This window comes from Pseudomonas sp. P1.8 (genome assembly GCF_001269805.1).
Classification (GTDB): Bacteria; Pseudomonadota; Gammaproteobacteria; order Pseudomonadales; family Pseudomonadaceae; genus Aquipseudomonas.
The window spans coordinates 253642-279972 of the sequence record NZ_LHVM01000023.1; the positions used below are offsets into that span (position 1 = coordinate 253642).

General features: G+C 60.0%; 24 protein-coding genes. 16 read left to right on the top strand and 8 right to left on the bottom strand.

Annotated features, from left to right (window positions below):
• The first annotated feature begins 7 nt into the window (after positions 1-7).
• Entirely contained in the window at positions 8-733 is a 726-nt protein-coding gene (gene mtgA / locus AD668_RS25380; protein WP_053163337.1) for a monofunctional biosynthetic peptidoglycan transglycosylase, read from the top strand.
• A 155-nt stretch (positions 734-888) separates the two neighbouring features.
• Here the strand turns inward: mtgA and rpoH are convergent, their stop codons facing one another.
• The 4 genes from rpoH to ftsY form a co-directional block, all read right to left on the bottom strand.
• Positions 889-1743 carry an RNA polymerase sigma factor RpoH gene (rpoH, locus tag AD668_RS25385; protein ID WP_053163341.1) on the bottom strand — a complete coding sequence of 285 codons (855 nt, stop codon included), beginning with the start codon at positions 1741-1743 and terminating at the stop codon, positions 889-891.
• Positions 1744-1864: 121 nt separating this feature from the next.
• Positions 1865-2887 carry a permease-like cell division protein FtsX gene (gene ftsX, locus AD668_RS25390; RefSeq protein WP_053163344.1) on the bottom strand — a complete coding sequence of 341 codons (1023 nt, stop codon included), beginning with the start codon at positions 2885-2887 and terminating at the stop codon, positions 1865-1867.
• Positions 2884-3555 (bottom strand): cell division ATP-binding protein FtsE, encoded by a 672-nt coding sequence (gene ftsE, locus AD668_RS25395; RefSeq protein WP_007975383.1) that lies wholly within the window; start codon positions 3553-3555, stop codon positions 2884-2886. Before ftsE ends, ftsX begins: the two co-directional genes overlap by 4 nt.
• Positions 3552-5129: a signal recognition particle-docking protein FtsY gene (ftsY, locus tag AD668_RS25400; RefSeq protein ID WP_053163347.1), complete on the bottom strand. Its 1578-nt coding sequence runs from the start codon at positions 5127-5129 to the stop codon at positions 3552-3554. Before ftsY ends, ftsE begins: the two co-directional genes overlap by 4 nt.
• A 343-nt stretch (positions 5130-5472) precedes the next feature.
• Between ftsY and AD668_RS25405 the strand changes: the two genes are divergently transcribed.
• The 7 genes from AD668_RS25405 to AD668_RS25435 all read left to right on the top strand — a co-directional run bounded on the left by AD668_RS25405 (position 5473) and on the right by AD668_RS25435 (position 13754).
• On the top strand, positions 5473-6828 hold the full coding sequence (locus AD668_RS25405; protein ID WP_053163349.1) for a pitrilysin family protein: 1356 nt from the start codon (positions 5473-5475) through the stop codon (positions 6826-6828).
• Positions 6821-8311, top strand: a complete 1491-nt coding sequence (locus tag AD668_RS25410) for a pitrilysin family protein (RefSeq protein WP_053163352.1) — start codon at positions 6821-6823, stop codon at positions 8309-8311. Before AD668_RS25405 ends, AD668_RS25410 begins: the two co-directional genes overlap by 8 nt.
• Positions 8311-8907: a 16S rRNA (guanine(966)-N(2))-methyltransferase RsmD gene (gene rsmD, locus AD668_RS25415; protein ID WP_053163354.1), complete on the top strand. Its 597-nt coding sequence runs from the start codon at positions 8311-8313 to the stop codon at positions 8905-8907. Before AD668_RS25410 ends, rsmD begins: the two co-directional genes overlap by 1 nt.
• 126 nt (positions 8908-9033) lie before the next feature.
• Positions 9034-10380: a pitrilysin family protein gene (locus tag AD668_RS25420; RefSeq protein ID WP_053163356.1), complete on the top strand. Its 1347-nt coding sequence runs from the start codon at positions 9034-9036 to the stop codon at positions 10378-10380.
• Complete coding sequence (locus tag AD668_RS25425; protein ID WP_053163358.1) at positions 10373-11818, top strand: pitrilysin family protein; 1446 nt, start codon at positions 10373-10375, stop codon at positions 11816-11818. The genes AD668_RS25420 and AD668_RS25425 overlap by 8 nt, the downstream gene beginning before the upstream one ends.
• A 79-nt stretch (positions 11819-11897) precedes the next feature.
• Positions 11898-12911, top strand: coding sequence for a hydrolase (locus AD668_RS25430; RefSeq protein ID WP_371259841.1), 1014 nt, complete (start codon positions 11898-11900; stop codon positions 12909-12911).
• 3 nt (positions 12912-12914) lie between these two features.
• The gene (locus tag AD668_RS25435; RefSeq protein WP_053163362.1) at positions 12915-13754 is read left to right on the top strand and encodes an AraC family transcriptional regulator; all 840 of its coding nucleotides are present in this window, start codon (positions 12915-12917) and stop codon (positions 13752-13754) included.
• A 125-nt stretch (positions 13755-13879) separates the two neighbouring features.
• Here the strand turns inward: AD668_RS25435 and AD668_RS25440 are convergent, their stop codons facing one another.
• Positions 13880-14734: a sulfurtransferase gene (locus tag AD668_RS25440; RefSeq protein ID WP_053163366.1), complete on the bottom strand. Its 855-nt coding sequence runs from the start codon at positions 14732-14734 to the stop codon at positions 13880-13882.
• Between the two features lie 34 nt (positions 14735-14768).
• The gene (locus AD668_RS25445) at positions 14769-15440 is read right to left on the bottom strand and encodes a TetR/AcrR family transcriptional regulator (RefSeq protein ID WP_053163369.1); all 672 of its coding nucleotides are present in this window, start codon (positions 15438-15440) and stop codon (positions 14769-14771) included.
• Positions 15441-15585: 145 nt separating this feature from the next.
• On the opposite strand from AD668_RS25445, the gene AD668_RS25450 reads away from it, so the two are divergent.
• From AD668_RS25450 to AD668_RS25470, 5 genes are all read left to right on the top strand, one after another.
• Positions 15586-17016, top strand: a complete 1431-nt coding sequence (locus tag AD668_RS25450; RefSeq protein WP_053163372.1) for a coniferyl aldehyde dehydrogenase — start codon at positions 15586-15588, stop codon at positions 17014-17016.
• A 28-nt stretch (positions 17017-17044) separates the two neighbouring features.
• The gene (locus AD668_RS25455; protein ID WP_053163376.1) at positions 17045-17590 is read left to right on the top strand and encodes a hypothetical protein; all 546 of its coding nucleotides are present in this window, start codon (positions 17045-17047) and stop codon (positions 17588-17590) included.
• 86 nt (positions 17591-17676) lie between these two features.
• Positions 17677-19272 (top strand): GMC family oxidoreductase, encoded by a 1596-nt coding sequence (locus tag AD668_RS25460; protein WP_053163379.1) that lies wholly within the window; start codon positions 17677-17679, stop codon positions 19270-19272.
• Between the two features lie 115 nt (positions 19273-19387).
• Positions 19388-19867 (top strand): pantetheine-phosphate adenylyltransferase, encoded by a 480-nt coding sequence (gene coaD, locus AD668_RS25465; RefSeq protein WP_053163382.1) that lies wholly within the window; start codon positions 19388-19390, stop codon positions 19865-19867.
• Positions 19868-20072: 205 nt separating this feature from the next.
• Entirely contained in the window at positions 20073-20324 is a 252-nt protein-coding gene (locus AD668_RS25470) for a YfhL family 4Fe-4S dicluster ferredoxin (protein ID WP_003195146.1), read from the top strand.
• 25 nt (positions 20325-20349) lie between these two features.
• Here the strand turns inward: AD668_RS25470 and mutM are convergent, their stop codons facing one another.
• Both mutM and AD668_RS25480 read right to left on the bottom strand, forming a co-directional pair.
• On the bottom strand, positions 20350-21162 hold the full coding sequence (gene mutM / locus AD668_RS25475; protein WP_008065060.1) for a bifunctional DNA-formamidopyrimidine glycosylase/DNA-(apurinic or apyrimidinic site) lyase: 813 nt from the start codon (positions 21160-21162) through the stop codon (positions 20350-20352).
• Between the two features lie 31 nt (positions 21163-21193).
• Positions 21194-22063: an HDOD domain-containing protein gene (locus tag AD668_RS25480; RefSeq protein ID WP_053163385.1), complete on the bottom strand. Its 870-nt coding sequence runs from the start codon at positions 22061-22063 to the stop codon at positions 21194-21196.
• Positions 22064-22216: 153 nt separating this feature from the next.
• Here AD668_RS25480 and AD668_RS25485 point away from each other — a divergent pair, with 153 nt between their 5' ends.
• From AD668_RS25485 to ilvD, 3 genes are all read left to right on the top strand, one after another.
• Entirely contained in the window at positions 22217-23413 is a 1197-nt protein-coding gene (locus AD668_RS25485) for a class I SAM-dependent rRNA methyltransferase (protein WP_053163388.1), read from the top strand.
• Positions 23414-23621: 208 nt separating this feature from the next.
• Positions 23622-24080, top strand: coding sequence for a transposase (locus tag AD668_RS25490; RefSeq protein ID WP_053163391.1), 459 nt, complete (start codon positions 23622-23624; stop codon positions 24078-24080).
• Positions 24081-24434: 354 nt separating this feature from the next.
• Positions 24435-26276: a dihydroxy-acid dehydratase gene (ilvD, locus tag AD668_RS25495; protein ID WP_053163394.1), complete on the top strand. Its 1842-nt coding sequence runs from the start codon at positions 24435-24437 to the stop codon at positions 26274-26276.
• The last annotated feature ends 55 nt before the right edge of the window (positions 26277-26331 follow it).

Below are 26331 nucleotides of genomic sequence, written 5' to 3' on the forward strand. Positions count from 1 at the left end.
CATCTCTATGCTGCGTATCTATTTCCGTCGCTTCATCAAAGCCGTGCTCTGGTTCATGGGCGGTAGCGTATTGCTGGTGCTGATTTTCCGTGTGGTGCCGCCACCAGGGACGATGCTGATGGTCGAGCGCAAGATCGAATCCTGGTTCGACGGCGAACCTATCGATCTGCAACGCGACTGGAAACCCTGGGACGAGATCTCCGACGACCTCAAAGTCGCGGTAATCGCGGGTGAAGACCAGAAATTCCCCGAGCACTGGGGCTTCGACTTCGGTGCGATCCAGAAAGCCCTGGCCCACAACGAACTGGGCGGCACCATCCGCGGCGCCAGCACCCTCAGCCAGCAAGTCTCGAAGAACCTGTTCCTGTGGTCCGGTCGCAGCTGGTTGCGCAAAGGCCTGGAAGCCTGGTTTACCGGGCTGATCGAGATTTTCTGGCCCAAGGAGCGAATCCTTGAGGTTTACCTGAACAGCGTCGAGTGGGATGACGGTGTGTTTGGTGCCGAAGCGGCAGCCAGGCATCATTTTGGCGTGAGCGCCAAGAGCCTCAGCCGTCAGCAATCGAGCATGCTGGCGGCCGTGCTGCCTAATCCTCGCGTGTGGAGTGCCAGCCATCCGACCGCGTACGTGGCGCGGCGTGCAGGCTGGATTCGGCGGCAGATGAGTCAGTTGGGTGGCGATAGCTATCTGGTAGGCCTCAATGATTCGCGCCGGGCGCCGTGGAAGGACCAATAGACCCTTGTAGCAGCTGGCTTGCCAGCGAACCAGACGACTCGGTGCATCAGACATACCGCCTTCGCCGGCAAGCCAGCTCCTACAAGAGCAGAACCGCACACAAACAAAAACGCCCCGATCAATGATCGGGGCGTTTTTTATTGCCTGGACAGCGCTTATGCAGCGATCGACACCTTGAGCTTGTTCATCGCGCTCTTCTCAAGCTGACGAATACGCTCGGCCGACACGTTGTACTTCTGCGCCAGGTCATGCAGCGTGGCTTTCTCTTCTGCCAGCCAACGCTGGTAGAGGATGTCACGGCTACGGTCGTCCAGCACTTCCAGCGCTTCGTGCAGGTTGTGGTTGGAGTTGTCGCTCCAGTCAGCGTCTTCCAGTTGACGGGCCGGGTCATACCGGTGGTCTTCCAGATAGTTGGCCGGCGACTGGAAAGCGCTGTCGTCGTCGGCTTCGGCAGCCGGGTCGAAGGCCATGTCATGACCGGTCAGGCGACTTTCCATCTCGCGCACTTCCCGAGGCTCTACACCGAGACTTTCCGCCACACGATGGACTTCCTCGTTGTTCAGCCACGCCAGACGCTTCTTCTGACTGCGCAGGTTGAAGAACAACTTGCGCTGGGCCTTGGTGGTCGCGACTTTCACGATGCGCCAGTTGCGCAGGATGAATTCGTGGATTTCAGCCTTGATCCAGTGCACGGCGAACGAAACCAGACGCACACCCATTTCCGGGTTAAAGCGTTTCACAGCCTTCATCAGGCCGACGTTACCTTCCTGGATCAGATCAGCCTGAGCCAGACCGTAGCCGGAATAGCTACGGGCGATATGTACGACAAAACGCAGGTGGGCGAGCACCATCTGCCGAGCCGCCTCAAGATCCTGCTCATAATAGAGACTCTCGGCCAGTTCACGCTCCCGCTCCGGCGTCAGCAATGGAATGCTGTTGACGGTGTGCACATAGGCCTCCAGGTTCGCACCCGGGACCAGAGCATATGCAGGCTGCAAAGAATTGGTCATACGAAAAAACCTCCGACTTACATAACTCGTGCAGTTCAGCACTGCGAAAATTGACCGGAACCCGAAAAAGAAGTTCCCAAAACCCTAAATTTGCTGAAAGGTCAATACGAGCAAAATGATACTACTTAGGCGCAAGCTCCCTCAGGTGGCGTGCGACTGCAATCCATGCACCGATATACCCCAACAGCACCGCGCCAAGCAAGAGAGACAGACCGTCGGCAGCCGGTACACCGGCCAGCGCAAAATCACTGCCGTACAAACCGGCCAGCCCGACCACCGCGTCGTTCAGCCAATCCAGGCCAAACGCCAGCAAGCCCCAGGACAGAACCCCCGCACCCAAGCCGTAAAGCGCACCCATGTAGAGAAAGGGTCTGCGTACATAGCTGTCAGTGCCGCCGACCAGTTTAATCACTTCTATCTCTGTGCGGCGGTTTTCAATATGAAGACGAATGGTATTGCCTATCACCAAAAGTAATGCGGAAACCAACAGCACGGTCAGACCAAAGACAAATCGATCACCCAGCTTGAGGATGGCTGCCAGACGCTCGACCCAGACTAGATCAAGTTGCGCCTGCTGCACCTTGGGCAGCTCGGAAAGTTTTTGTCTTAATGCTTCAAGCGCCGGTTTGTCGACTTCCTTCGGCGTCACCAGAACCACGCCTGGCAGCGGGTTCTCCGGTAGCTCCTTGAGCGCATCGCCCAAACCGGACTGCTGCTGGAACTCTTCAAGCGCCTGATCCCGGCTGACGAACTCTGCATCGGCCACGCCAGGCATGCCCTTGATTTGCTCGCGCAGGGACTCGCCTTCCGACGGACTGGCTTCGAGTTGAAGGTACAGGGAAATCTGCGCCGCACGCTGCCATGAGCCGCCAAGTCGCTCCACGTTGCTTAGCAAAAGTGACAGCCCCATAGGCAGACTCAGGGCAACCGCCATCACCATGCAGGTGAAAAAACTGCCGATGGGCTGCTTGCCCAGACGACGCAGGCTGTCCAGAAGGCTGGCGCGATGGCTTTCGATCCAGGCGCGGAATAACGTGGCAAAGTCCGGCCCGTCGTCATCGTCGCGCTTTTTCTTCTGTGGCTGCGGATCGGCGGCCTTCGGGGCCACACGCTCGGAAACTTTTGGGCTACGTGTTGCACTCATACCGCGGCCTCCCCGTCGCCGATCAGTCGACCGCGCTGCAAGGTCAGCATGCGGTGGCGCATGCGGGCGATCAGGGCCAGGTCGTGACTGGCAATCAGCACGCTGGTGCCCAGGCGGTTGATGTCTTCGAACACACCCATGATTTCAGCGGCCAGACGCGGATCGAGGTTACCGGTCGGTTCGTCTGCCAGCAGCAAGGCCGGGCGGTGGACAATGGCTCGGGCGATGCCGACGCGCTGCTGTTGACCGGTGGACAGGTCGCCTGGGTACAGGTCGGTCTTGTCCGACAGGGCCACGCGCTCCAGCGCCGAATCCACTCGCTTGGCGATTTCGGCCTTGGACAGGCCGAGGATCTGCAAGGGCAGCGCGACGTTGTTGAACACCGTACGATCGAACAACAACTGGTGATTCTGGAATACCACCCCGATCTGCCGACGCAAGAAAGGGATCTGCGCGTTGCTGATGGTGCTCAGGTCTTGCCCGGCCAGCAGCAACTTACCGCTGGTCGGACGCTCCATGGCCAACAACAGTCGCAACAAAGTGCTTTTACCGGCACCGGAATGGCCAGTAACAAACAAAAATTCGCCCCGACGGACTCGAAAGCTCAGCTCATGCAAGCCGACGTGACCGTTCGGGTAGCGTTTACCGACCTGTTCGAAACGAATCATGAACGCTCCCGCTCGGCAAACAATGCCTGGACAAAGGGTTCGGCTTCAAAGGTACGCAAATCGTCAATGCCCTCACCGACGCCAATGTAGCGGATCGGCAGCCCGAATTGCTTGGCCAGGGCAAAAATCACCCCGCCCTTGGCGGTGCCATCGAGCTTGGTCAGCGCCAGGCCGGTCAGTTCGACGGTCTGGTTGAATTGTTTGGCCTGGTTGATAGCGTTCTGGCCAGTACCGGCGTCGAGTACCAACAACACTTCGTGTGGCGCGTCGGCGTCGAGCTTGCCGATTACCCGGCGAACTTTTTTCAGCTCTTCCATCAGGTTGTCTTTGGTGTGCAGACGACCGGCGGTGTCGGCGATCAGCACGTCTATACCACGGGCCTTGGCCGCTTGAACGGCGTCGAAGATCACCGAGGCCGAGTCGGCACCCGTGTGCTGGGCGATCACCGGAATCTTGTTGCGCTCGCCCCAGACCTGCAATTGCTCGACGGCCGCGGCGCGGAAGGTATCGCCGGCAGCAAGCATGACTTTCTTGCCTTCCAGCTGGAGCTTCTTCGCCAGCTTGCCGATGGTGGTGGTCTTGCCAGCACCGTTGACGCCAACCACCAGAATCACGAAGGGCTTGTTCTGCGAGGCGATTTTCAGCGGCTGCTCGACAGGCTTGAGCATCGCGGCCAGTTCAGCTTGCAGAGATTTGTACAAGGCGTCGGCATCCGCCAGCTCCTTGCGCGCGACCTTTTGGGTCAGGCGCTGAATGATCACCGAGGTGGCTTCGACACCCACGTCGGCGGTCAGCAAACGGGTCTCGAGGTCTTCGAGCAACTCGTCGTCGATGGCCTTTCTACCGAGGAACAGGCTGGCCATGCCTTCACCGATGCTGGCGCTGGTCTTGGACAGGCCCTGCTTGAGGCGGGCAAAGAAACCGGCTTTGGACTCTTCCGTGCGCGCGGGCTCGACCGGGGTTTCGACGGGAGCGGCGATCGGTTCCAGCATTGGAGCGGGAACAGGTGCGGACTCTTGGACAACCGGGGCAACCGGGGCAACCGGGGCAACCGGGGCAACCGGGGCAACCGGGGCAACCGGGGCAACCGGGGCAACCGGGGCAACGAATACCGCAGCCACGGGTTCGCTGACAACAGGTACTGGCTCAGCCACAACCACAGCTTCAACCACAGCTTCAACCACCGGCTCTTGAACCGGCGCCGGGGTAAACGCTGTCGTCGCAGGAATCGGCGGTGTCACATGCGGCGCCCGATCATCTTCGACCAACGCCACCGGCTCTTCCGACACTGGCAAGGTCAGCCACGGCTCAGCGGTTTGACTCAGCGGTTGCTCGACAGCAATTTCGCTGACAGGCTCGGGAGCGGCTTCAACCACAGGTTGCAGCACGGGCTCGGCATTCGGCAGGACAACCGGCGCGGGCGTTTCTTCTATTACCGGCGCCGGCGCAGGCTCGGGAATCGGTTGTGGCTGTTCGACGACGGGTTCCTGCGGCTTTTTGCGCAGCCATCCGAACAGGCTTTTTTTCTCGCCAGCCGCAGCTGGGGTCTTCTTGTCGTCGTTGGAACCAAACATGGAGGACGGCTATCTCACGGTAGCGACGCGCCAATGGCGCCCCGGCAAATAAATAATCGATGCAGAACAGACTGCGATTGATCCAGCTTGTTCACGCGCAACATTTTGTCGAGGTGCTCAATGGCACCTCCCAGAATCGATTTCTCATTGGACTAAAGCAGCAAAATCGGCGAAAAAGCGGAATTCAGTTGATAAATATCCACCTTCCGTCGCAAACCCATTCAACCTGATCAAGCATAAAGGCCTGATAGGCGTGGCCGCCGCTAAAACGGATCAGTATCCTAGCACCCTCTCGCCCGCTGACGCTAAGAACAAGCGGGCAGCCCCAAAGGTTTAAAAACGAATGATTGCTCTAGCCCGCCGCGCCGCAGGCCTGCTGCTCAGCACAGTCTGCCTGCCACTTTCGGCCCTGGCTGCCGACCCGCAACCCACCCATGAATTCACCCTCGACAACGGCTTGAAGGTGGTTGTGCGTGAAGACCATCGTGCGCCTGTAGTGGTTTCCCAGGTCTGGTACAAGGTCGGCTCCAGCTACGAGACGCCCGGTAACACCGGCCTGTCCCACGCCCTGGAACACATGATGTTCAAGGGCAGCGACAAAGTCGGGCCTGGCGAAGCGTCGCTGATCCTTCGCGACCTCGGCGCCGAAGAGAACGCCTTCACCAGCGACGACTTCACCGCGTATTACCAGGTGCTGGCACGCGACCGCCTGGGCGTGGCCTTCGAGCTGGAAGCCGACCGCATGGCCAGCCTGCGCCTGCCGCCTGATGAGTTCGCCAAGGAAATCGAAGTCATCAAGGAAGAGCGGCGCCTGCGCACTGATGACAAGCCGATGTCCAAGGCCCACGAACGCTTCAAGGCCATGGCTTACCCGGCCAGCGGTTATCACACGCCGACCATCGGCTGGATGGCGGACCTTGACCGCATGAAGGTCGAAGAACTGCGCCACTGGTACGAAACCTGGTACGTGCCGAACAACGCCACGCTCGTGGTGGTCGGCGACGTCACCCCGGACGAAGTCAAAGCCCTGGCCCAACGCTATTTCGGCCCGATCGCCAAACGCGATGTACCGGCCGCGAAAAAACCGCTGGAGCTGGCCGAGCCCGGCGAGCGCCAGATCACCCTGCACGTGCAGACCCAACTTCCGAGCCTGATGCTGGCTTTCAACGTACCGAGCATCGCAACTGCCGAAGACAAGCGACTGGTCAACGCCCTGCGCCTGATCTCCGCCCTGCTCGACGGCGGCTACAGTGGACGCATCCCGACACAGCTGGAACGCGGCGAAGAGCTGGTGTCCGGCGGTTCGTCGAATTATGACGCCTACACCCGTGGCGACAGCTTGTTCACCTTGTCGGCAACGCCTAACACCCAGAAACACAAAACCATCGCCCAGACGGAAGCCGGTTTGTGGAGGTTGATTGAGCAACTGAAAACCACCGCACCGTCTAGCGAAGAACTGGAGCGCGTCCGCGCCCAGGTCATCGCCGGCCTGGTCTACGAACGTGATTCGATCACCAGCCAGGCCACCGCTATCGGCCAACTGGAAACCGTCGGCCTGTCCTGGAAACTGATGGACACCGAACTGGCCGATCTGGAAAGCGTCACGCCGGAAGACATCCAGAAAGCCGCCAAGCTGTATTTCACCCGCGAACGTCTCAGCGTCGCCCATGTTCTGCCACTGGAGACGACTCATGAGTGAGCGCAAACCATCCCGTCTGGTCCTGGCTGGACTGATCGCCGTTGCCTTGATCGGCTCTGCCGCGTTCTACCTGTCGCGTTCCGGCGTAACCATTGCCAGTGAGGCCCTCGACAAGGCCAAGGCCAGCCAGAAACTGCAATCTCTGGCCGAGCTCAACGGAAAGGCCCCAAGCCACCGCACACTGGACGTTCAGACCTGGAACACCGCCGAAGGCGCCAAGGTGTTGTTCGTCGAAGCCCGCGAACTGCCGATGTTCGACATGCGCCTGATCTTTTCCGCCGGCAGCAGCCAGGATGGCGACGCATCGGGTCTGGCCATGTTGACCAACGCCATGCTCAACGAAGGTGTGCCCGGTAAAGACGTCGGCGCCATTGCCCAGGGCTTTGAAGGACTGGGGGCCGATTTCGGCAACGGCGCTTATAAAGACATGGCCGTTGCCTCCCTGCGAAGCCTGAGCGCCTCGGACAAACGCGAACCCGCGCTTAAGCTGTTTGCTGAAGTCGTCGGCAAGCCAAGCTTCCCCGCCGATTCGTTTGCCCGCATCAAGAACCAGATGCTTGCCGGCTTCGAATACCAAAAGCAAAGCCCGGGCAAACTGGCCAGCCTTGAGCTGATGAACCGCCTGTACGGCGATCATCCGTACGCGCATCCCAGCGATGGCACCGCGAAAACCGTTCCGGCAATTACCGTTGCGCAACTGCGTGCATTCCACGAGAAAGCCTACGCATCCGGTAACGTGGTGATTGCGCTGGTTGGTGACTTGTCCCGCGCAGAAGCCGAAGCCATTGCCGCACAGGTTTCCGCCGCCCTACCCAAAGGCCCGGCGTTGCCGAAGATCGCGCAACCGACCGAGCCCAAGGCGAGCATCGGCCACATCGAGTTTCCGTCCAAGCAGACCAACCTGATGCTCGCGCAACTGGGTATCGACCGTGACGATCCGGACTACGCGGCCTTGTCCATGGGCAACCAGATCCTCGGCGGTGGTGGTTTCGGCACGCGACTGATGACCGAGGTGCGTGAGAAACGCGGCCTGGCGTATGGCGTCTATTCGGGCTTCACCCCGATGCAGGCGCGCGGTCCGTTCCTGATCAACCTGCAAACCCGCGCCGAGATGAGCGAAGGCACCCTGAAACTGGTGCAGGATGTGCTCGCCGACTACCTTAAAACCGGTCCGAGCGAAAAAGAACTCGACGATGCCAAGCGCGAACTGGCCGGCAGCTTCCCGCTGTCCACCGCCAGTAACGCCGACATCGTCGGGCAACTCGGCGCCATCGGCTTCTATAATCTGCCACTCAGTCATCTGGAAGACTTCATGCAACAGTCCCAGAACCTGACCGTCGAGCAAGTCAAAGCCGCACTGAACAAACACCTGAGCACGGACAAAATGGTCATCGTCAGCGCTGGCCCGACCGTGCCGCAAAAGCCGTTACCGGCCCCTACTGATAAACCTTCCGAGCAACCGCTCGGGGTTCCGGAGCATTAATGGCCAGTCCAAAAAAACCCGCCAAAAACGTCCATAACGGCGTGAACCAACTGCGCATCATTGGCGGTGAATGGCGCAGCCGCAAGCTTAGCTTCCCCGACGCCCCGGGCCTGCGCCCGACGCCGGACCGCGTGCGTGAAACCCTGTTCAACTGGCTCGCACCTTACGTGCCGGGCGCGAAAGTGCTCGACCCGTTCACCGGCAGCGGCGCTTTGTTTCTTGAAGCCTTGTCCCGTGGCGCGGCCATGGGCCAGGCGCTGGACGCCAGCAGTATCGCGGTATCCAGCCTGAAGGAACACTTGGGCACACTGCGCTGCACTAACGGCCAGGTCCAGACCGCCGACGCCCTGCGCTACCTGGAAACCCAGACAGCCATGGCCTACGACCTGGTGTTCCTCGACCCGCCGTTCAACCAGAACCTGCTGCCTGCGGTTTGTACCTTGCTCGAAGAGCGCCACTGGCTGGCCGAGGACGCCTGGGTGTACACCGAAAGCGAGTCCGCGCCTTCGACCCTGGGCCTGCCGGAGAACTGGCGCCTGCACCGAGAGCAGAAATCCGGGCGTGTGTATTACTCGTTGTGGCAGCGCAGCGCCTGACATTCGGCCACACCACTGCCCCACGAATTGGTTGTGGGGTGCACTACATAGTTACCGCCTGACATCCTTACGGATCATCCACAGTGGTTTGCGCAATGACCTGCAAACCACTGAGGATGACCACGGATGAACATCTCCCCCAGCACATTCATGCTGCCCTTTATCGCCTGGCTGCCGCTCATGGCTGGCGCGGCGACACCCCCTGCGACGCAAGATTTCGTACTCGATAACGGCCTCAAGGTTGTCGTGCGCGAGGACCACCGCTCCCCCATCGCCACTGCTCAACTCTGGATCAAGGCCGGCTCTAGCTACGAACCACCCGGTCAGTCGGGCCTGTCCCACGCCCTCGAACACATGGTCTACAAAGGCAGCAGCAAGGCCTGCGCCGGCGAGTTCGCGGCGATACTGGAAAAACTGGGCGCCAGCCAAAACGCATTTACCGGTACTGACTTCACGGTTTTTTACCAGACACTGCCTTCCGGCCGCACTGGCGTCGCCTTCGAAATACTGGCCGACCTGATGAGTACGGCCGAGCTGAGTACCCAAGACTTCACACCGGAGCTCAAAGTCATTCAGGAAGAACGCCGGATGTACGTTGATGATGAAATCACCGTGTCGGTTCAAGAACGACTGAACAGCATTGCCTACCCGGCCAGTGGCTACCGCACCCCGACGATTGGCTGGATGCACGATCTGCAACGAATGAACGCCGTGCAATTGCGGCAGTGGTATCAGGCCTGGTATTCGCCTGGCAATGCGACGCTGGTGGTCGTTGGTGATGTTGTACCCGAGCAAATCAAGACACTGGCACAGCAGCACTTCGGCCATCTTGAGCGACGTGCGACACCCGTGGCGCCTGCACCTGTGGAGTTGGCTTCTGTCGGTGAACGATCACTGACCCTGCACGCACCCGTGACATCCCCGCGCTTGATCATGAGCTTCAACGCACCCAGCCTGGCCACGGCACTGGATCGTAGGACCGCCCATGCCCTGCGCTTGCTCAATATGTTACTGGCCGGAACCAGTAGCGCGCGGATCACACAGCAACTGCAACTGAGCGAGGCGATATTCACTGAGGCCCACTCAGAGTACGACGCTTTCAATCGCGGCGATTCGTTGCTGACCATCAGCACCCAACTCAACCCGGACAAGCTCAATGACGCTGACGAAGCCCTCGCCCGTCTGTGGCACGTGATCGAATCACTGAAGAGCAAGGCACCGGAATCGACAGAACTGGAGCGCGCCAAAAACCTCCTGATCGCCAACACGGTTTATGCGCAGGATGATCTGGAAGGGCAAGCCAATACCTTGGGCCTGCTGGAAACCATCGGCCTCGACTGGCGGCTGGCCGATCAGGATACGGATGAGCTGAACAAGGTGACGCCCCTGGATATTCAACAGGTCGCAAAGACTTACCTGACACCTGAGCGCCTGAGTACCGCGAAAATCCTGCCGGAGAAAAACAATGGATAAGCTCAAAGGCCTCATCAATGGATTGATCCTGGCCGGCCTGCTGTTGAGTGCACAGGCCCATGCCACTGCAACCACGACACCCCGCAAACCCGTGCTGCAATCGCTCAATGAACCACAGACTCCGGCAACCCACCGCACGCTGCCGATCAAGGGTTACAAAACCCTCAGTGGAACCAAGATCCTGTTCATCCGCACCCCTGGCCTGCCGATGTTTGATGCCTTGGTGAGTTTTGCTGCCGGCAGCGCCCACACCCCGCATCAACCCGGCCTGGCCGCAGTGACCTTCAGCCTTTTGAATGAGGGTGTGGCTGGCAAGGACGTCAATGCCATACAGACTACGTTCGATAATCTGGGTGCAAGAATGAATATGGGTATCAGCCAGGACCGGACCTGGTTTTCCCTGCGTAGCCTGAGTGACGAATCACGGCGTACTCCAGCCCTGGAGGTGTTTGCCCAAGTACTCGGCAAACCGCTGTTGCCGCTAGAGTCCCTGCCTGCGGTGAAATCCCAACTGCAGTACTTTCTGGACCGTGAAGACCAGTCCCATGGCGCTCAAGCCAGAGAAGCCAATCTCGGCCAGATGTTTCCTGGCCACGGTTATGCTCAATCCCTCTACGGAACCCGCGCCGGGCTTGCCTCCATCACCCGCGCCCAGACACAAGACTTTCATCGCCAGGCTTATGCCGCGGGCAATGCCCAAATCATACTGGTCGGCGACCTCACCGAGGAAGAAGCCCAGCGCATCGGCGCCCAGATATCCGCGGCCTTGCCCCCGGGACCGGCCGCTGCCGCGGTCCAGCCAGTGACAAGTCCAGCCGCTGCAAATCTGCTGCGCATTGAGCGACCATCGACCCAGGCTCACCTTCGCCTTGTCCAGCCAAGTGTCCTGCGAAACAGTCCGGACTACGTCGCGCTACAGCTGGCCATGCGGGTTTTCACCAACCGACTGACCAATGAACTCCGTGAACGCCGAGGCCTGACCTACCACGTTGAAGCTGATCTCTCAGCCCTTCAGGCACAAGGGTTGCTGACCATTAATGTGCAAACCCGACCGGAACAGGCCGATGCTGTGCTGGCCCATATCAAGACGATGTTCAGCGACCTCCTCGCCCAAGGGCCGACCCAACAGGAACTCGCAGACATCCAACAGCAACTGAACGGTAGCGCACCGTTGAACAGCGCTACCAACGCGCAGATCCTGAGACAGTTGTACGCCATCAGCGCTCACAATCTGCCGCTGGACCTCGACTTTGCCACGCAAGCAGGCTTGAAGCTGAACCTTGTATCCATCAAAAACGCACTCCAGCGGCATTACCACGCCGACCAATGGCGCGCTGTCATCCTCGGGCCGAAGACAGATCAACAACCGCTGCCAGCGCCGAGCGAAAGTGCAACCAATGCCATGTGTCGCGTGCCTGGCGAGATTGTGGCAAGTTAGACAGCCACGATGACGCGGTCGCGGCGCTGTCCCACCGCGTCTTCGGGCAGACTCATGAACACTTCCACCGAGAATGATTGTGCAACCGCACCCCGCACTGGCCTTACCGCCGCCCTTTACCCCCGCCTTCGGCATCGGCAATCCGCACTTGCAAACCTTGTGGGGGCCGCTGTGGCGTAAAACCGTGCACATCGGCCGCGAACGCGAACGTCTTTGGCTTGCAGACGGCGATTTTCTCGACCTCGACTGGCATGGCCCACACAGCGTCGATGCACCGTTGGTACTGGTGCTGCACGGTCTGACCGGTTCGTCGAACTCGCCCTATGTCGCCGGCATGCAAAAGGCGCTGGGCGACCGTGGCTGGGCCAGCGTCGCGCTGAACTGGCGCGGCTGCTCGGGCGAACCCAATCTGTTGGCGCGCAGTTACCATTCCGGTGCCAGCGAAGACCTGGCCGAAACCATCAAACACTTGCGCGCCAAGCGCCCCCTCGCACCGTTGTATGCCGTGGGTTATTCGCTGGGCGGCAATGTCCTGCTCAAGTACCTGGGAGAGACCGGCAGTGACAGCGCAATACTCGGCGCGGCGGCGGTGTCGGTGCCGTTTCGCCTGGACCAATGCGCCGACCGCATCGGCCAGGGATTTTCCAAGGTCTACCAAGCGCATTTCATGCGCGAGATGGTGGCTTACATCAAGAACAAACAGCGACAGTTTCAACACGACGGGCGCGAGGATGGCCTGGCAGCGTTGGCCGCGCTTGGCTCGCTGGAAAACATGCGCACGTTCTGGGACTTCGATGGTCGCGTCACCGCGCCGCTTCACGGATTCAGCGATGCCGAGGATTATTATCGCCGCGCATCAAGCCGCTATTTTCTCGGCGAAATTCGCACGCCGACCTTGATGATCCAGGCCGCCGACGACCCTTTTGTGTTTCCCCACAGCTTGCCGCACGGAGACGAATTGTCCGCCTGCACGCAGTTCGAATTGCAGGCAAAGGGCGGGCATGTCGGCTTTGTCGATGGCACGGTCCGGCAACCAGGTTACTACCTGGAGCGACGAATTCCCCAGTGGCTCGCCGCCATTGGGCACGAGTGAGCCATGGACGCGGATCAGGGCGAGTCAATTCGTTTCTGGCAAACGGCACCGCTGGCCGGGGTCGAGCTGTTGTCTGCGCGCTACATCGATCACCGTTTCGCCCCCCATGTGCACGACGGTTATGTGATCGGCATGATCATGGCTGGTGCCCAACGGTACCGTTATCGCGGCGCCGAGCACCTGGCGGGCAGCGGCACACTGGTGTTGATCAATCCCGACGAACTGCACACCGGCCACAAGGGCACCGAGGACGGTTGGCTGTATCGGGCGTTTTACCCGGACAGCAGGCAGATTCTGTCGCTGTTGGCCGAGCTCGAATTGCCGGCCCATAACCTGCCGTCATTCGGTGCCACGCTGTACCGCGATCTGGACCTGGTGAACGGGTTCTGCCAATTGCACCGATTGCTGGAAAGCCCTGCCACCGCCCTGCAACAGCAGACGGCCTGGCGCGAATTGATGTTGTCATTGCTGCAACGACACGCAGCGATTCCCGACGCAGCCAGACCCGGCAAGGAACATCGCGCTGTGAGCCTGGCCAAGGAGTTGCTGCGAGCACAACTCGCAGCACCGCCCTCTCTGGAAGAACTCGCCGCCGCCGTCAACCTCTCGCCCTTTCACTTCGCCCGCGTGTTCCGCCGCACAACCGGCATGCCACCGCACACCTGGCTGATGCAACAGCGCATCGCCTGCGCCCGTGCATTGCTGCAGAGTGGCTGCCTGCCACTCGAAGTGGCCATGCAATTGGGCTTTTCCGACCAGAGTCATCTGAGCCGGCAGTTCAAGCAGGTTTACGGTGTTGGGCCGGGGGCGTATCGCAGCGCCCGGCAGCTCCACGGAGCTTGAATCGACGGTATTCAATGTGGGGAGCTAGCTGGCCTGCTAGCGATTGCGGTTATCAACCACTGAAAATGCTGACTGTGACGCCGCCATCGCGAGCAAGCTCGCTCCTACAGGGGATTTGTGGTGATTTATTCGCCGGTGGCGATGCCTCTGGAGGGTTCGTTGATCCACTCGCTCCACGACCCTGCATACAACGAACCCAGCGGATAACCGGCCAGGCACAACGCGAACAGGTTGTGGCAAGCCGTCACGCCGGAGCCGCAGTACGCCACCAGATCACCGGTGGAGCGATTACCGAGTTTCTCCGCAAACCGCTGCTGGAGCTGATCGGCCGGCAGGAAGCGCCCGTCGCTGCCCAGGTTGTCGGTGAACGCCGCACATAACGCACCGGGAATGTGCCCGGCAATCGGATCGATCGGTTCCACTTCACCTTTGAAACGTGGCAAGGCACGGGCATCGAGCAAGGTCAGCGCCGGTTGACCGAGACGTTTTTGCAGTTGCTCGGCATCAAGCAACAGCGAGGCATCAGGACTACCGTTGAAAGTACCGCGAATGTTCGACGCAGCATCCAGACTCAACGGCAGACCGGCCGCATGCCAGGCCTTTAGTCCGCCATCGAGGATAAACACGCCATCGCGCTTGCCCAGCCAGGCCAGCAACCACCAGGCCCGTGCCGCAAAAGCACCTGGGCCGTCATCGTACAAAACCACTTCACTGTCGGCATCAAGGCCAAAGGCTTGCAAACGCTCGATCAGCTGTTCCGGTTCAGGCAAGGGATGACGCCCGGTCACACCTTTGACCACCTTCCCGCTGAGATCACGTTCCAGGTCGGCGAATACCGCACCGGCAATGTGCCCCTCGGCATAGCTACGCTGGCCGTAATCCGGGTCTTCGAGGGCAAAACGACAATCCACAATCACCAACCCCGGCTGATCCTTTCTCAGGTCCAGTGCTTGCGGGCTGATCAGTTGCGCAATGGGCATAACGGGCTCCTGTGATTGTTTTCGAATGTCGATGCTACTTCACTTCCTCAAGCGCCTGGGACAGCGGCACATAAAACTCTTCGAACAACGCATTCACTTCGTCGCGCGACTGATCCGTGACGAACCCGGCCTCGAGCACCAAAACTTGATACACCCCGCGTTTAATCGCCTGTTCACTCAGATGGCTGGAATTTTCCCGCGTGGTGCACAGAAAACGCACCCAGGACGTGAGGATGATCCAGGCATTGAGCGTCAGGGATTCGATCTGCACCCGATCCATTTTCAGGATGCCGGCGGCGACGAAGCCTTCATAGATGGCTGCTCCGTGGATCAGGCTGCGCTGGGAAAAACGTCGATAGCGGTCCGCGAGGTCCGGATCGCTGTCGAGCAAATGTTCGAGGTCGCGGTGCAGGAACCGGTAACGCCACATCGCCGACAACAGTTCCTTGAGATAGAAACGCTTGTCTTCCACCGTGGCGAGACGATCTTGTGGCGGGCGCAGGAAGCTGTCCACGAGGCTTTCGTACTCACTGAACAGCACGGCGATGATCGCCTGCTTGTTAGGGAAGTGGTAGTACAGGTTGCCCGGGGAAATTTCCATGTGGGCAGCAATGTGGTTGGTGCTGATGCTGCGCTCGCCCTGCTGATTGAACAGCTCCAGGCTGTTCTGCACGATGCGCTCGCTGGTTTTTATCCTTGGGGCCATGGCTTGAGCTTAAATTCAGAGTGCGTTGACGGGCATCTTACGGCCTAACTGAAGGCGATAAAACAAAGCTGTTCCAGGATGTCATTTGACTTTATAGAGCATAGACTCTAAAAAGTGCCTCATTACAATAAATCCGGAGCCGACCATGACTGCTGATATTTCCTACCTACAGAACCTGCAGCAGCCGCTGGAAGAACTTCAGGCCCGGTTCGACGCTCAGCGCACCGCCTATGCCGGCAACCCGATGCCGCCGGCAGCCCAGCGCCAGCAATGGCTCAAAGCGTTGAAAGACATGTTGAACAACGAGCGTCAGGCCCTGATCGATGCCATCAGCCAGGACTTCAGCCATCGCAGCGCCGACGAGACCCTCGTTGCAGAACTGATGCCCAGCCTGCACGGCATTCATTACGCCAGCCGACATCTCAAAGGCTGGATGAAAGCCTCGCGGCGCAAAGTCGGTATGGCGTTCCAGCCCGCTTCGGCCAAAGTCATTTATCAGCCGTTGGGCGTGGTCGGTGTGATCGTGCCGTGGAACTACCCGCTGTACCTGGCCATCGGCCCGTTGGTCGGCGCGTTGTCGGCAGGCAATCGGGTGATGCTCAAGCTAAGCGAGTCGACTCCGGCCACCGGTTTGCTGATGAAAGAACTGCTGGCGAAAATCTTCCCAGAAGACCTGGTCTGCGTGGTGCTGGGCGAAGCTGACATCGGCGTGGCGTTCTCGCGACTGCCGTTCGATCACCTGCTGTTCACCGGCGCCACCAGCATCGGCAAACATGTGATGCGCGCCGCCGCCGAGAACCTGACGCCGGTGACTCTGGAGCTGGGCGGCAAGTCGCCGGCCATCGTTTCCCACGACGTCCCCCTCAAGGACGCCGCCGAGCGCATCGCCTTCGGCAAAACACTGAACGCCGGCCAGACCTGCGTGGCCCCGGATTATGTGCTGGTGCCGGAAGACCGCGTCGGCGGTTTCGTCGAAGCCTATCGCACTGCCGTTCGCGGGTTTTATCCGACCCTGGCCGACAACCCGGACTACACCGCCATCATCAATGAACGACAACTGGCACGACTCAACGGCTACATCAGCGACGCTACCAGCAAGGGCGCGCTGCTGATCCCGCTGTTCGAACAGGGCCAGGGCCGACGCATGGGCCATAGCCTGCTGCTCAATGTCACTGACGAGATGACGCTGATGCAGGACGAGATCTTCGGCCCATTGCTGCCGATCGTGCCGTACAAGGATCTGGACCAGGCGTTTGCCTATATCAATCAGCGCCCTCGCCCGTTGGCGCTGTACTACTTCGGCTACGACAAGCGCGAACAACACCGCGTGCTGCATGAAACCCATTCCGGTGGCGTGTGCCTGAACGACACCCTGCTGCATGTCGCCCAGGACGACATGCCCTTCGGCGGCATCGGCGCTTCGGGCATGGGTCATTACCACGGTCATGAAGGATTCCTGACCTTCAGCAAGGCCAAGGGTGTACTGATCAAGCAACGGCTCAACGCGGCAAAACTGATTTACCCGCCGTACGGTAAATCCATTCAGAAGCTGATCCAGAAGCTGTTCATCCGCTAACGATCGTCACTGTCGGGTAATAACAATAATGAGCCCAAGCCTGTCCGATACACCCGCGCTGTCAAGGCGCGGCCTGCTTAAATTCAGCCTCGGCGCCAGCGCCTTTCTGGCCACGGCCGGGTTGGGCGTCAGCCTCAGTGGCTGCTCGTCGAGTGTTTCAGCGAATGGTTTTGCCACGTTGCGCGATGCCGACTTGCTGTTTCTGCGGGCCGTGCTGCCGGTCATGCTCGACGGTGCCGCGCCCGTCGAGCGCATGACCGATGCTGTCGATGGCACGCTGAAAAGCCTGGATTACAACCTCGGTCACCTGTCACCGGAAATGCTCAAGCTGACCCGCCAACTGTTTGATGTGCTGGGCATGGCCGTCACCCGCGGACCGCTGACCGGGATCTGGGGCAGTTGGGAAAACGCCAGTGCCGACGACATCCGGCGGTTCCTCGATCGCTGGGAAAACAGCGCGTTGAGCTTGCTGCGCATGGGTCACAGTTCCTTGGTGCAACTGGTGATGATGGCTTGGTATGGGCGCAAGGAATCGTGGGCGCATTGCGGGTATCCCGGGCCGCCTACCGTTTGAAATCGAGTCGACCCGATCGCGAGCAAGCTTGCTCCTACAGGCGATCTTGCTAACACCGTCGAACACAATAAAAAGAGAACCCGAAGATGCCCGTACCCGATCCGTTCCGCGAGGGCATGGCCCGTGGCTGGAAAACCTATGACGGCTCGCGACTGAGCCAGGACCTGACCCTCGAAGCCGACGTGGCAATCATCGGCAGCGGTGCCGGTGGCGGTACCACCGCCGAAATCCTCAGCGCTGCCGGCTACAAAGTGTTGTTGATCGAAGAAGGCCCGCTCAAGACCAGCACCGACTTCAAGCTGCTCGAAGACCAGGCTTACGCCAGCCTGTACCAGGAAGGTATCGGCCGCATGAGCAAGGATGGCGCGATCACCATTCTGCAAGGCCGTGCGGTGGGCGGCACCACGCTGATCAACTGGACCTCCAGTTTCCGCACCCCAGAGCCGACCCTGGAACACTGGGGCAAAGAGCACAACGTGAAGGGTCACAGCCCGGCCGAAATGGCCCCCTGGTTCGAAAAAATGGAGCAGCGCCTGGGCGTTGCGCCGTGGATGGTGCCGCCCAATGCCAACAACGACGTGATCCGCAATGGCTGTGAAAAGCTCGGCTACAGCTGGCACGTCATCCCGCGTAACGTTCGTGGCTGCTGGAACCTCGGTTATTGCGGCATGGGCTGCCCGACCAACGCCAAGCAATCAATGATGGTCACCACCATTCCGGCGACCCTGGAAAAAGGTGGCGAGCTGATTTACCTGGCTCGGGCGGAAAAGCTCATCATCAGCGGCGACAAGGTCACGGGGCTGCAATGCTCGGCGATGGACGAGCGCTGCGTTGCGCCGACGGGCCGCACCATTACGGTCAAGGCGCGGCATGTCGTGCTGGCAGGCGGGGGTATCAACAGCCCGGCCTTGCTGATGCGCTCCGGCGCGCCTGATCCGCACAAGCGGCTCGGCAAACGCACGTTCCTGCACCCGGTGAACATGTCCGCGGCGTTATTCGACGAGGTGATCAACCCGTTCTATGGCGCACCTCAGTCAATCTACTCCGATCATTTCCAATGGCTGGACGGCACCAGCGGCAAGATGGCTTACAAACTGGAAGTTCCCCCCCTGCACCCGGCGCTGGCCGCGACCTTGCTGGGCGGGTTCGGCCAGGAAAACTCAGAACACATGGCCAACCTGCCGCACACGCATGCCATGCTGGCATTGCTCAGGGACGGTTTTCACCCGGACAGCCAGGGCGGCAGCGTCGAGTTGCGCGGTGACAACACGCCCGTGCTCGACTATCAGGTTTCAACCTACGCCTGGGACGGCTTGCGCCGCGCGTTCCACAGCATGGCCGAAATCCAGTTTGCCGGCGGCGCCAAGGCGGTCATGCCGATGCACGCCGACGCTCGCTACGTCAAAACCCTGGGCGAGGCCCGCACGCTGATCGACAGCCTGAGCCTGGAGTTGTACCGCACGCGCCTTGGCAGTGCTCACGTGATGGGCGGTTGCGCCATGGGGGAGGACCCGAAAAATGCCGTGACCGACAGCCTTGGCCGGCATCATCAACTGGGCAATCTGTCGATCCACGATGGCTCGCTGTTCCCCACCAGCATTGGCGCCAACCCACAACTGTCGGTCTACGGACTGACGGCGCAACTGGCGACTTTCCTGGCCGAACGTTTAAAAAACCCATGAAAAAGACGATTATCCCTATCGTCTATAGTGCTTTCTTACCCAACAGGCGACTTGGCCGACCGGGAAGGCTGCGATACCATCCGACTCCCCAACGGATTCCCGCCAGGACGACGCGATGAACCGAGTGTTGTACCCAGGTACCTTCGACCCTATTACCAAGGGCCATGGAGATCTGGTCGAACGCGCCTCGCGCCTGTTCGACCACGTAATCATTGCCGTTGCCGCGAGCCCCAAGAAAAACCCGCTGTTTCCAATGGAACAGCGCGTAGAACTGGCGCGCGAGGTCACCAGACATCTGCCGAACGTTGAAGTCGTCGGCTTCTCGACCCTGCTGGCACACTTCGCCAAAGAGCAGAACGCCAATGTGTTCCTGCGTGGTTTGCGAGCGGTGTCGGACTTCGAATACGAATTTCAGCTGGCCAACATGAACCGCCAGCTGGCGCCGGATGTGGAAAGTCTGTTCCTTACCCCTTCCGAGCGTTATTCGTTTATTTCTTCGACGCTGGTCCGTGAAATCGCAGCCTTGGGTGGCGATATCACCAAGTTCGTGCACCCTGTGGTGGCGGATGCCCTGACCGAGCGCTTCAAGAAGTAAATCCAGCAACTGTGGGAGCGAGCCTGCTCGCGATGGACGTCAACGATAACGCGGAAAACCTGACACCCCGCGGTGTTCTCGGGTTCATCGCCAGCAGGCTGGCTCCTACAGTACGTCGCGCCCGCGTGCACTGCGGGCGCCAATGCGGCACAATTACGCGCATTGATTTATTGCGCCCGGGCCTGCCGCCCCGGCTGGAGTTAGCATGTCCCTGATCATCACCGACGATTGCATCAATTGCGACGTCTGCGAACCCGAGTGCCCGAACGCCGCCATTTCCCAGGGCGAAGAGATCTACGTGATCGACCCCAACCTCTGCACTCAATGTGTCGGCCACTACGACGAGCCGCAGTGCCAGCAGGTCTGCCCGGTGGACTGCATTCCGCTGGACGAAGCCCATCCAGAGACTGAAGAGCAGTTGATGGAGAAGTACCGGAAGATTACCGGTAAGGCTTGATTAGCTTACAGATCGTCCGAACGCATCAGCTCTGACAACGCGGGCAAAAAACGCTCGCGCGCTGTCCCAGCTTCACTTCCCGCAACCCTGTGCCACATACTTTGCAGTGTTCACCGCCACGGCCGTACACGAACAGTTCCTGCTGGAAGTAACCGGGCTGCCCATCGCCACCGATAAAATCCCGCAACGTGGTGCCACCACGCTCGATGGCGGCAGCCAGGATACGTTTGATCTCAATGGCCAGTTTCAGGTAACGCGCCCGGGAAATGCTCTTGGCCTCGCGGCGCGGGTCTATTCCGGCAGCGAACAGCGCTTCGGTCGCATAGATATTGCCGACCCCCACCACCACCGCGTTGTCCATGATGAACGGCTTGACCGCCATCGAGCGGCCGCGGGACTGCTGGAACAATCGCTCGCCATCGAAAAGATCGGTCAACGGCTCCGGCCCGAGGCGAATCAGCAACTCGTGGTTCAGCGGATCAAGGCTCCAAAGCATCGCACCGAACCGTCGCGGGTCGGTGTAGCGCAGGGCCAGACCCGACTCCAGTTCGATATCCACATGCTCGTGCTTTGCCGCCGGCAAGCCGGCCTCTACCAGGCGCAGATTGCCCGACATGCCCAAATGGCTGATCAACGTGCCGACTTCAGCGTTGATCAGCAGGTACTTGGCGCGTCGTTCCACCAACACGATGCGCTGCCCGGACAACCGCACATCGAGGTCTTCGGGAATCGGCCAACGCAAGCGTCGGTCACGCACGATCACCCGGCTGACACGCTGGCCTTCCAGGTGAGGCGCGATGCCACGACGGGTGGTTTCGACTTCTGGCAGTTCAGGCATGGTGCTCTCTTGTAAGAAGAACGTCCGACACTCAGCGATGAGTCCCGAGGTCGCGAATCGTCTGCTTGAGCGTCTCGAAGTCGTAGTCCGACAGACCGACATAATCGAGCACTGACGCCGCGATGCTGTTCCATTCGTGATCTTCGGTCTGGTTGCCCAGCACCCGGTAAGAGGCACAAATATGCTCCGCCATCTTCAGGATCGCCAGCAGGTTCTTCAGCGAACTGTTGCGCGACGACTCTTCGCTGAAAATCGCCAGGGCATTGTGGTGATTGGCGATCGCGGCAGACACATGTTCGGGCAAGCGCCAGGATTTGGCAGTGAAATACCCGACCACCGAGTGATTGGTGTTGAAGGCCTTGTTCTCGGTATCGACCACCCGGCATTCGGCACTGGCATTGGCATAGGCCTGTTCCAGAACGCCCATGTAATCGGGGAAACGCTGGAGCATCAAAGGCACGCCACAGTCGTGGAACAGGCCCAGCGCATAGGCTTCATCGCCATTTTCAATGCCGATTCGCTTGGCCAGCGTCAGGCAGGTCATCGCCACATCCTGGGCGGTGTCCCAGAAACGGTTCAGGGTGACGATGGTGTCGTCGTTCATCTCGCCTTTGATTGACTGCGCGTTGATCAGATTGATGATCGAACGACTGCCCAGCAGATTCACCGCACGCTGGATCGAGGCAATCTTGTTGCTGAGGCCGTAATACGGCGAGTTGACGATCTTCAGCAAGGATCCGGAAAGGCCCGGATCCTGGGAAATCAGCTTGGCAATGACTTCCAGATCCGGGTCAGGCATGTACTGCTCCATCTGCAAATCCACCATGATTTGCGGCTGGGCCGGTACGCTGATGCCCTGCAGGGCTTGTTGGATCTGTTCGGAAGTCAGCTCTTGGGACATAAGTACACACTCTGGGTCAGGCGGCGATTCTAACCTTTATGAAGATGGATCCAACATACCCAATCGCAAGACAGCACGCGCCACATGTCCATTCGCAAGCCTATCCGGGATCTCAACACGCTATACTCCCGCTCTTTTTTCCGGAGCGACGTCATGTCCCTGCCTAGCCTGCGCCTCAAAGCCAATGCCGACCGTCGTCTGCGCAACGGTCATTTGTGGGTCTACAGCAACGAAATCGATGTAGCCGCGACCCCTTTGCACGGTTTCAAGGCCGGCGACCAGGCGATCCTCGAAGCCGCCGGCGGCAAGCCGCTGGGCATCGTGGCCATGAGCCCGAACAACCTGATCTGCGCCCGACTGCTGTCGCGTGACATCAAGTTGCCGCTGGACAAGTCGCTGCTGGTGCATCGCCTGAACGTAGCCCTGTCCCTGCGCGATCGCCTGTTCGACAAGCCGTTCTATCGCCTGGTCTATGGTGATTCCGACCTGTTACCAGGCCTGGTAGTCGATCGTTTCGGCGACATCCTGGTGGTGCAGATCGCTTCGGCCACCATGGAAGCCCATAAAGACGACGTGATCGCGGCGCTGACCCAAGTGCTCAAGCCAAGCGGTATCCTGTTCAAGAACGACTCCGCTGCCCGTGACGCCGAAGGCCTCACCCGCTACGTCGAAACCGTGTTCGGTCTGGTGCCGGAGTGGGTTGCACTGGAAGAGAACGGCGTGAAATTCGAAGCACCGGTCATCCAGGGTCAGAAAACCGGCTGGTTCTACGACCACCGCATGAACCGCGCACGCCTGGCGCCGTACGCCAAAGGCAAGCGCGTGCTCGACCTCTATAGCTACATTGGCGGCTGGGGCGTGCAGGCTGCGGCGTTCGGCGCCAGTGAAGTGTTCTGCGTCGACGCTTCGGCCTTCGCCCTTGACGGTGTCGAGCGCAACGCAGCACTGAACGGCTTCGCCGAGAAAATGACCTGCATCGAAGGCGATGTGTTCGAAGCCCTTAAAGAACTGAAAGCCAGCGAAGAACGCTTCGACGTGATCGTGGCCGACCCGCCGGCGTTCATCAAACGCAAGAAAGACATGAAGAACGGCGAAGGCGCCTACCGCCGCCTGAACGAGCAAGCCATGCGCCTGCTCACCAAGGACGGCATCCTGGTCAGCGCATCGTGCTCGATGCACCTGCCGGAAGACGACCTGCAGAACATCCTGCTGACCAGCGCCCGTCACCTGGACCGCAATATCCAGATGCTGGAGCGTGGCGGTCAGGGTCCGGATCATCCGGTACACCCGGCGATTGCTGAGACACGCTACATCAAGAGCATTACTTGCCGGTTGCTGCCAAACAGCTAACGCGATTTCTGTAGGAGCGAGCACGCTCGCGATGGTCGTCAACGATAACGCGGGGAACCTGACACCCCGCGACGTCCTTGAGTCCATCGCGAGCCTGCTCGCTCCTACAGATCAAGCATTGGCGACACATTCTGACTCGCTGTCATAACGACAGCCCCGCCTGTGGCGTCTAACGTTTTCTCTTCCAATCACAGAAGAGGACAACGGAATGTCCAGCACGCCACACGGCCACCGCTTACGTACCGGCCGCCACTCAGAACATGGCCGCACCTATCTGCTCACCGCTGTTACTCACGAGCGAACCCCGTTCTTCAAAGACTGGCGCTTGGGGCGCCTGCTCGTGCATGAATTCAGAAAGGCTCATGAAACAGGAAATGCCACCTCTATCGCTTGGGTAGTCATGCCGGATCACTTTCACTGGCTGGTCGAGTTGCATAACGGTGATTTACCGAAACTGATGCAAGCCACCAAAGCCCGAAGTGCCCGCGCGATCAATCTCAAGCGGGGCCAGCCCGAGAGACTATGGCAGAGAGGTTATTTCGACCGGGCACTACGTCGGGAGGAGGACCTGAAAGCCGCTGCTCGATACATCATCGCCAACCCCCTACGCGCAGGCCTCGTCGACCATATCGGCGATTACCCACTCTGGGACGCTATGTGGCTCTGACGCCCGCCCCACTGTAGGAGCGAGCATGCTCGCGATGATCGTCAACGATAACGCTGGCAACCTGACACCCCGCAGCGCTCTCAGGTTCATCGCGAGCATGCTCGCTCCTACAGCGTTGCGTCTTTCCACACGTCTCGTGAATGCTTGCAGGCATTCCCTCCAGCCGTCAGCCGTGTAGAATCGCGAACATTCATCGCCAGTCATCCCCGGCGGGTTTATGAGCTCAAGCTGAAGCGCGCGGCGATCCCGCAAAGTTATCGGCAACTTCCGGACACGCGGCTATTTCTGAGTGTTCCAGACGTCAATAGAAGCTCACTTCCCTTTTGATACCTGATTAGCCGCCCGGAGTGCTTCATGCCTGATTACCGCTCGAAAACATCCACCCACGGCCGCAACATGGCCGGTGCCCGCGCACTGTGGCGCGCCACGGGGATGAAAGATGACGACTTCAAGAAGCCGATCATCGCCATTGCCAACTCGTTCACCCAGTTCGTACCGGGTCACGTGCACCTCAAGGACCTGGGCCAACTGGTCGCCCGCGAAATCGAACGCGCTGGCGGTGTGGCAAAAGAATTCAACACCATCGCTGTCGATGACGGCATCGCCATGGGCCACGACGGCATGCTGTATTCGCTGCCGAGCCGCGAGATCATTGCCGACTCCGTCGAGTACATGGTCAACGCCCACTGCGCCGACGCAATCGTGTGCATTTCCAACTGCGACAAGATCACCCCTGGCATGCTGATGGCGTCCCTGCGCCTGAACATCCCGGTGATCTTCGTCTCCGGCGGCCCGATGGAAGCCGGCAAGACCAAACTCGCTTCCCACGGCCTCGACCTGGTCGACGCCATGGTGATCGCCGCCGACTCCAGCGCTTCTGACGAGAAAGTCGCCGAGTACGAGCGCAGCGCCTGCCCGACCTGCGGCTCGTGCTCCGGCATGTTCACCGCCAACTCGATGAACTGCCTGGTCGAAGCGCTGGGTCTGGCATTGCCGGGCAACGGTTCGACCCTGGCCACCCACAGCGACCGCGAACAACTGTTCCTGCAGGCCGGTCGCACGATCGTCGAACTGTGCAAGCGTTACTACGGCGAAAACGACGACTCGGTACTGCCGCGCAATATCGCCAACTTCCAGGCGTTCGAAAACGCCATGACCCTGGACATCGCCATGGGCGGTTCCACCAACACCATCCTGCACTTGCTGGCCGCTGCCCAGGAAGCCGAGATCGATTTCGACCTGCGCGACATCGACCGTCTGTCCCGTCACGTGCCTCAGCTGTGCAAGGTCGCGCCGAACATCCAGAAGTACCACATGGAAGACGTGCACCGTGCCGGCGGGATCTTCAGCATCCTCGGTTCGCTGGCCCGTGGCGGTTTGCTGCACACCCAGCTGCCGACCGTGCACAGCCGCAGCATGGAAGAAGCCATCGCCAAGTGGGACATCACCCAGACCTCCGACGAAGCCGTGCACCACTTCTTCAAGGCCGGTCCTGCGGGCATTCCGACGCAAACCGCGTTTAGCCAGTCGACCCGTTGGGAAACCCTGGACGACGACCGTGAAAACGGCTGCATCCGCAGTGTCGAGCACGCGTACTCGCAAGAAGGCGGCCTGGCCGTGCTCTACGGCAACATCGCCCTGGACGGTTGCGTGGTGAAAACCGCTGGCGTCGACGAATCGATCCACGTGTTCGAAGGCAACGCCAAGATCTTCGAAAGCCAGGACAGCGCCGTGCGTGGCATCCTCGCTGACGAAGTGAAGGAAGGCGACATCGTCATCATTCGCTACGAAGGCCCGAAAGGCGGCCCGGGCATGCAGGAAATGCTCTACCCGACTTCGTACCTGAAATCCAAAGGCCTGGGCAAAGCCTGCGCCCTGCTGACCGACGGTCGTTTCTCCGGCGGCACTTCCGGTCTGTCCATCGGCCACGCTTCGCCCGAAGCCGCTGCCGGCGGCGCGATTGGCCTGGTGCAGGACGGCGACAAAGTGCTGATCGACATTCCGAACCGCTCGATCAACCTGTTGGTCAGCGATGAAGAACTGGCCACGCGCCGGGTCGAGCAGGACAAGAAAGGCTGGAAACCGGTGGAAGTGCGTCCACGTAAAGTGACCACCGCACTGAAAGCCTACGCTCTGCTGGCCACCAGCGCCGACAAGGGTGCTGTGCGTAACAAGGCGATGCTCGACGGGCTGTAAGCGTCAACCGTCGCCCATAAAAATGCCCCGCCATGTGCGGGGCATTTTTTTGCCG

Excerpts from the sequence above, each read along its gene's own strand:
- rsmD (WP_053163354.1), top strand. The coding sequence starts at position 8,311 with ATGGCCAGTCCAAAAAAACCCGCCAAAAACGTCCATAACGGCGTGAAC.
- AD668_RS25420 (WP_053163356.1), top strand. The coding sequence starts at position 9,034 with ATGAACATCTCCCCCAGCACATTCATGCTGCCCTTTATCGCCTGGCTG.
- AD668_RS25470 (WP_003195146.1), top strand. The coding sequence starts at position 20,073 with ATGTCCCTGATCATCACCGACGATTGCATCAATTGCGACGTCTGCGAA.
- AD668_RS25405 (WP_053163349.1), top strand. The coding sequence starts at position 5,473 with ATGATTGCTCTAGCCCGCCGCGCCGCAGGCCTGCTGCTCAGCACAGTC.
- AD668_RS25450 (WP_053163372.1), top strand. The coding sequence starts at position 15,586 with ATGACTGCTGATATTTCCTACCTACAGAACCTGCAGCAGCCGCTGGAA.
- AD668_RS25485 (WP_053163388.1), top strand. The coding sequence starts at position 22,217 with ATGTCCCTGCCTAGCCTGCGCCTCAAAGCCAATGCCGACCGTCGTCTG.
- rpoH (WP_053163341.1), bottom strand. The coding sequence starts at position 1,743 with ATGACCAATTCTTTGCAGCCTGCATATGCTCTGGTCCCGGGTGCGAAC.
- ftsX (WP_053163344.1), bottom strand. The coding sequence starts at position 2,887 with ATGAGTGCAACACGTAGCCCAAAAGTTTCCGAGCGTGTGGCCCCGAAG.
- ilvD (WP_053163394.1), top strand. The coding sequence starts at position 24,435 with ATGCCTGATTACCGCTCGAAAACATCCACCCACGGCCGCAACATGGCC.
- AD668_RS25435 (WP_053163362.1), top strand. The coding sequence starts at position 12,915 with ATGGACGCGGATCAGGGCGAGTCAATTCGTTTCTGGCAAACGGCACCG.
- AD668_RS25455 (WP_053163376.1), top strand. The coding sequence starts at position 17,045 with ATGAGCCCAAGCCTGTCCGATACACCCGCGCTGTCAAGGCGCGGCCTG.
- AD668_RS25425 (WP_053163358.1), top strand. The coding sequence starts at position 10,373 with ATGGATAAGCTCAAAGGCCTCATCAATGGATTGATCCTGGCCGGCCTG.
- AD668_RS25410 (WP_053163352.1), top strand. The coding sequence starts at position 6,821 with ATGAGTGAGCGCAAACCATCCCGTCTGGTCCTGGCTGGACTGATCGCC.
- AD668_RS25460 (WP_053163379.1), top strand. The coding sequence starts at position 17,677 with ATGCCCGTACCCGATCCGTTCCGCGAGGGCATGGCCCGTGGCTGGAAA.
- mtgA (WP_053163337.1), top strand. The coding sequence starts at position 8 with ATGCTGCGTATCTATTTCCGTCGCTTCATCAAAGCCGTGCTCTGGTTC.
- coaD (WP_053163382.1), top strand. The coding sequence starts at position 19,388 with ATGAACCGAGTGTTGTACCCAGGTACCTTCGACCCTATTACCAAGGGC.
- ftsY (WP_053163347.1), bottom strand. The coding sequence starts at position 5,129 with ATGTTTGGTTCCAACGACGACAAGAAGACCCCAGCTGCGGCTGGCGAG.
- AD668_RS25440 (WP_053163366.1), bottom strand. The coding sequence starts at position 14,734 with ATGCCCATTGCGCAACTGATCAGCCCGCAAGCACTGGACCTGAGAAAG.
- AD668_RS25490 (WP_053163391.1), top strand. The coding sequence starts at position 23,622 with ATGTCCAGCACGCCACACGGCCACCGCTTACGTACCGGCCGCCACTCA.
- AD668_RS25445 (WP_053163369.1), bottom strand. The coding sequence starts at position 15,440 with ATGGCCCCAAGGATAAAAACCAGCGAGCGCATCGTGCAGAACAGCCTG.
- mutM (WP_008065060.1), bottom strand. The coding sequence starts at position 21,162 with ATGCCTGAACTGCCAGAAGTCGAAACCACCCGTCGTGGCATCGCGCCT.
- ftsE (WP_007975383.1), bottom strand. The coding sequence starts at position 3,555 with ATGATTCGTTTCGAACAGGTCGGTAAACGCTACCCGAACGGTCACGTC.
- AD668_RS25480 (WP_053163385.1), bottom strand. The coding sequence starts at position 22,063 with ATGTCCCAAGAGCTGACTTCCGAACAGATCCAACAAGCCCTGCAGGGC.